We start from the raw sequence: 5,736 nt of genomic DNA, 5'->3' as shown, positions 1-5,736 counted from the left end.
GCGGTGTGCGTCCGATTCTTGAGAACTCAACAGCGTGCCGAAAGTCAATGCCGAAAGATGCATTATCCCCGTGCATGGGCTTCGGATGATTGTCTGCCAGGGGCCTTCTTGGAAGGTTTTTGGTGGGTGGTTGTTTGTTGTCTGTGTTCGGATTCCTTTGAAATTTTTACGGATGACAAGCCAGTTATTGGTTTTGTTTCTGATTCAAAGGATCGCTCGATGTAGTCTGTTTTCCACGCCTTTTGGGGTTGTGGTTGACATATAGATTTCAACGGAGAGTTTGATCCTGGCTCAGGACGAACGCTGGCGGCGTGCTTAACACATGCAAGTCGAGCGGTAAGGCCCCTTCGGGGGTACACGAGCGGCGAACGGGTGAGTAACACGTGAGCAACCTACCCTCAACTTTGGGATAAGCCTCGGAAACGGGGTCTAATACCGGATAACACCATACTTCTCCTGGGGTGTGGTTGAAAGTTCTGGCGGTTGGGGATGGGCTCGCGGCCTATCAGCTTGTTGGTGGGGTAATGGCCTACCAAGGCGTCGACGGGTAGCCGGCCTGAGAGGGCGACCGGCCACACTGGGACTGAGACACGGCCCAGACTCCTACGGGAGGCAGCAGTGGGGAATATTGCGCAATGGACGAAAGTCTGACGCAGCAACGCCGCGTGAGGGATGACGGCCTTCGGGTTGTAAACCTCTTTCAGCAGGGACGAAGCGAGAGTGACGGTACCTGCAGAAGAAGGACCGGCCAACTACGTGCCAGCAGCCGCGGTAATACGTAGGGTCCGAGCGTTGTCCGGAATTATTGGGCGTAAAGGGCTCGTAGGCGGTTCGTCACGTCGGGAGTGAAAACTCGGGGCTTAACCCCGAGCCTGCTTCCGATACGGGCAGACTAGAGGTAGGCAGGGGAGAGCGGAACTCCTGGTGTAGCGGTGGAATGCGCAGATATCAGGAAGAACACCGGTGGCGAAGGCGGCTCTCTGGGCCTTACCTGACGCTGAGGAGCGAAAGCGTGGGTAGCGAACAGGATTAGATACCCTGGTAGTCCACGCCGTAAACGTTGGGCGCTAGGTGTGGGGGACATTCCACGTCCTCCGTGCCGCAGCTAACGCATTAAGCGCCCCGCCTGGGGAGTACGGCCGCAAGGCTAAAACTCAAAGGAATTGACGGGGGCCCGCACAAGCGGCGGAGCATGCGGATTAATTCGATGCAACGCGAAGAACCTTACCTGGGTTTGACATATAGGGAAATCTCGCAGAGATGCGGGGTCCGTAAGGGTCCTATACAGGTGGTGCATGGCTGTCGTCAGCTCGTGTCGTGAGATGTTGGGTTAAGTCCCGCAACGAGCGCAACCCTCGTCCTATGTTGCCAGCACGTCCTTCGGGATGGTGGGGACTCATAGGAGACTGCCGGGGTCAACTCGGAGGAAGGTGGGGATGACGTCAAGTCATCATGCCCCTTATGTCCAGGGCTTCACGCATGCTACAATGGCCGGTACAAAGGGCTGCGAAACTGTAAGGTGGAGCGAATCCCAAAAAGCCGGTCTCAGTTCGGATTGGGGTCTGCAACTCGACCCCATGAAGTCGGAGTCGCTAGTAATCGCAGATCAGCAACGCTGCGGTGAATACGTTCCCGGGCCTTGTACACACCGCCCGTCACGTCATGAAAGTCGGCAACACCCGAAGCCGGTGGCCTAACCCTTGTGGAGGGAGCCGTCGAAGGTGGGGCTGGCGATTAGGACGAAGTCGTAACAAGGTAGCCGTACCGGAAGGTGCGGCTGGATCACCTCCTTTCTAAGGAGCACTTCGGTGGGTTACTCGAGAGAGTGCCTGCCCATTCATCGTTTCCTGGGCGAATGTTCCAGGGCGATGGTGCTTCGGACTGTGGAACATTGACCATTAGGCCAGGAGCTCTTCTGCACGAGGTTAGTACTGTGTCTTCCTTTCGAGGGAGCGCGTGGAACGCGGGTGGTGGATGAGTGAGTGGCCGAGGCGCGCTGTTGGGTCCTGAGGAATCGGGCCCTGGACTTGTAAGAGTTCTGGGACTGTTTCTTCTGGGTCACGGATCGACCGGGTGAAACTGGTTGGTGTGGTGGCTGGGGCCGGCTCTCACCAAACTGCTGGTGGGTTCGTTTTGATGGGTGTGTTGTTTCCCTGTCGAGGCGGGTCTGGTGGTGGGTGGTGGTTCGGGGCTGGTTTTCCTGCCCGTATTTTGAGAACTGTATAGTGGACGCGAGCATCTCTTTGTAGCGTAATTTTGCTTTTTGTACGTTTGTTTTGTGACAAGCTACTAAGGGCAATCGGTGGATGTCTTGGTACCAAGAGCCGATGAAGGACGTTGGAGCCTGCGATAAGCCCCGGGGAGTTGGCAACCGAGCTGTGATCCGGGGGTGTCCGAATGGGGAAACCCAGCTGGCATTCTAAAGCCAGTTACCAGTGCCTGAACACATAGGGTTCTGGAGGGAACGCGGGGAAGTGAAACATCTCAGTACCCGCAGGAAGAGAAAACAAAAGTGATTCCGTGAGTAGTGGCGAGCGAAAGCGGATGAGGCTAAACCATGTGCGTGTGATAGCCGGCGTGCGTTGCGCATGTGGGGTCGTGGGAGCATTCGAGTCTTAATGCCGTGAGACTAAAGAGTTATCAATCACTGTTGAAGTCGAATCTTCTGGAATGTTGAGCCGTAGTGGGTTATAGCCCTGTAGGCGTAAGACAGTGACTCTTGAGTGTTTTCCCAAGTAGCACGGGACTCTTGAAATCTCGTGTGAATCTGGCGGGACCACCCGCTAAGCCTAAATACTTCTTGGTGACCGATAGCGGACTAGTACCGTGAGGGAAAGATGAAAAGTACCCCGGGAGGGGAGTGAAATAGTACCTGAAACCGGTTGCCTACAATCCGTCGGAGCATCTCCTTGTGGGGTGTGACGGCGTGCCTTTTGAAGAATGAGCCTGCGAGTTAGTGGTGTGTGGCGAGGTTAACCCGTGTGGGGTAGCCGTAGCGAAAGCGAGTCTGAATAGGGCGTTTTAGTCGCATGCTCTAGACCCGAAGCGGAGTGATCTATCCATGGGCAGGTTGAAGCGTGGGTAAGACCGCGTGGAGGACCGAACCCACCAGGGTTGAAAACCTGGGGGATGACCTGTGGATAGGGGTGAAAGGCCAATCAAACTCCGTGATAGCTGGTTCTCCCCGAAATGCATATAGGTGCAGCGTCGTGTGTTTCTTACCGGAGGTAGAGCACTGGATGGTCTAGGGGGCTTACCGGCTTACCGAAATCAGCCAAACTCCGAATGCCGGTAAGTGAGAGCGCGGCAGTGAGACTGCGGGGGATAAGCTCCGTAGTCGAGAGGGAAACAGCCCAGATCACCAGCTAAGGCCCCTAAGCGATTGCTAAGTGGAAAAGGATGTGGAGTTGCCCAGACAACCAGGAGGTTGGCTTAGAAGCAGCCACCCTTGAAAGAGTGCGTAATAGCTCACTGGTCAAGTGATTCCGCGCCGACAATGTAGCGGGGCTCAAGCAATCCGCCGAAGCTGTGGCACTCACACAAGTACCCGGTGACGACTTGTTCGTCATCCAGGTGTGTGGGTGGGTAGGGGAGCGTCGTGCAGCGTGTGAAGCAGCCTAGTGATGGAGTTGTGGATGCTGCACGAGTGAGAATGCAGGCATGAGTAGCGAATGACGGGTGAGAAACCCGTCCGCCGGATGATCAAGGGTTCCAGGGTCAAGCTAATCTGCCCTGGGTAAGTCGGGACCTAAGGCGAGGCCGACAGGCGTAGTCGATGGACAACGGGTTGATATTCCCGTACCGGCATTAACACGACCCGACCGAACCTGCTGATGCTAAGCCAATGAAGCTTTGAGACCTTCGGGTTGATGAGTGGAGCTGGTGACCCGAGGTGGTAGTAGGTGCATTGAGGAGTGACGCAGGAGGGTAGTCCAACCGCGGCGATGGTAGGCGCAAGCTGATCCGCGGGCAAGGTGGTAGGGCGAGGCATAGGCAAATCCGTGTCTCATTGAGCCTGAGAGCCGAGGCGGACCCGTTCAGGGGAAGTGGATGATCCCATGCTGCCGAGAAAAACTTCGCAGTGAGTGTTAGAGCCGCCCGTACCCCAAACCGACACAGGTGATCAGGTAGAGAATACCAAGGCGATCGAGTGAACCATGGTTAAGGAACTCGGCAAAATGCCCCCGTAACTTCGGGAGAAGGGGGACCGGATCCGTGACACCACTTGCTGGTGGAAGCGGTGATGGTCGCAGAGACCAGGCCCAAGCGACTGTTTACTAAAAACACAGGTCCGTGCGAAGAAGTAATTCGATGTATACGGACTGACGCCTGCCCGGTGCTGGAACGTTAAGGGGACAGGTTAGCTGGCTTTAGGGCCGGCGAAGCTTTGAACTTAAGCGCCAGTAAACGGCGGTGGTAACTATAACCATCCTAAGGTAGCGAAATTCCTTGTCGGGTAAGTTCCGACCTGCACGAATGGCGTAACGACTTGGGCGCTGTCTCAACCGTGGACTCGGCGAAATTGCATTACGAGTAAAGATGCTCGTTACGCGCAGCAGGACGGAAAGACCCCGGGACCTTTACTACAACTTGGTATTGGTGGTCGGTACAATTTGTGTAGGATAGGTGGGAGACTGTGAAGCTCGGACGCCAGTTCGGGTGGAGTCATCGTTGAAATACCACTCTGATTGTTCTGGCTGTCTAACTTTGGTCCGTTATCCGGATCAGGGACAGTGCCTGGTGGGTAGTTTGACTGGGGCGGTCGCCTCCTAAAAGGTAACGGAGGCGCTCAAAGGTTCCCTCAGCCTGGTTGGCAATCAGGTGTCGAGTGTAAGTGCACAAGGGAGCTTGACTGTGAGACAGACATGTCGAGCAGGGACGAAAGTCGGAACTAGTGATCCGGCGGTGGCATGTGGGAGCACCGTCGCTCAACGGATAAAAGGTACCCCGGGGATAACAGGCTGATCTTCCCCAAGAGTCCATATCGACGGGATGGTTTGGCACCTCGATGTCGGCTCGTCGCATCCTGGGGCTGGAGTAGGTCCCAAGGGTTGGGCTGTTCGCCCATTAAAGCGGCACGCGAGCTGGGTTTAGAACGTCGTGAGACAGTTCGGTCCCTATCCGCTGCGCGCGCAGGAGACTTGAGAAGGGCTGCCCCTAGTACGAGAGGACCGGGGTGGACGAACCTCTGGTGTGCCAGTTGTTCCGCCAGGAGCACGGCTGGTTGGCTACGTTCGGGAGTGATAACCGCTGAAAGCATCTAAGCGGGAAGCACGCTTCAAGATGAGGTCTCCCACCGGGTTAACCGGGTAAGGCCCCCAGTAGACCACTGGGTTGATAGGCCAGAAGTGGAAGCGCCGCAAGGTGTGGAGCTGACTGGTACTAATAGGCCGAGGGCTTGTCACACACACAACCCCCTTAGGGCGGGTTGTCGGACAGACAATAAGCTGCGTTATGTAACTGATGTTCGCGTTCACTGTACGGTTCCCGGAATACGGTCACCCCAGCTATCGAACCCTGAGAAAGGGTTTGTGGTCTTGGTTGGTTGATAGTGTTCTCATATTGTTTCGGTGGCCATAGCGTCGGGGAAACACCCAGTCTCCATTCCGAACCTGGAAGTTAAGCCCGCCAGCGCCGATGGTACTGCGACCGGGAGGTCGTGGGAGAGTAGGACGCCGCCGGACATTCACACTGTTAAGGGCCACCCCACCCGGGGTGGCCCTTAACATTTCCATG

General features: G+C 56.1%; 3 rRNA genes. All 3 read left to right on the top strand.

The annotated features are described in order from the left end of the window. Window positions 1-268: 268 nt before the first annotated feature. Window positions 269-1,793 (top strand): 16S ribosomal RNA (locus EV653_RS40890). Window positions 1,794-2,279: 486 nt separating this feature from the next. Further along, window positions 2,280-5,406, top strand: a 23S ribosomal RNA gene (locus EV653_RS40885). Window positions 5,407-5,566: 160 nt separating this feature from the next. Beyond that, window positions 5,567-5,684, top strand: a 5S ribosomal RNA gene (gene rrf, locus EV653_RS40880). The 16S, 23S and 5S rRNA genes sit together here, the layout of an rRNA operon. Window positions 5,685-5,736 lie beyond the last annotated feature (52 nt).

This window comes from Kribbella pratensis, assembly GCF_004365355.1.
Lineage (GTDB): Bacteria > Actinomycetota > Actinomycetes > Propionibacteriales > Kribbellaceae > Kribbella.
The sequence above is the reverse complement of the archived record's forward strand: the minus strand, read 5'-3'. Positions and strand labels throughout refer to the sequence as shown.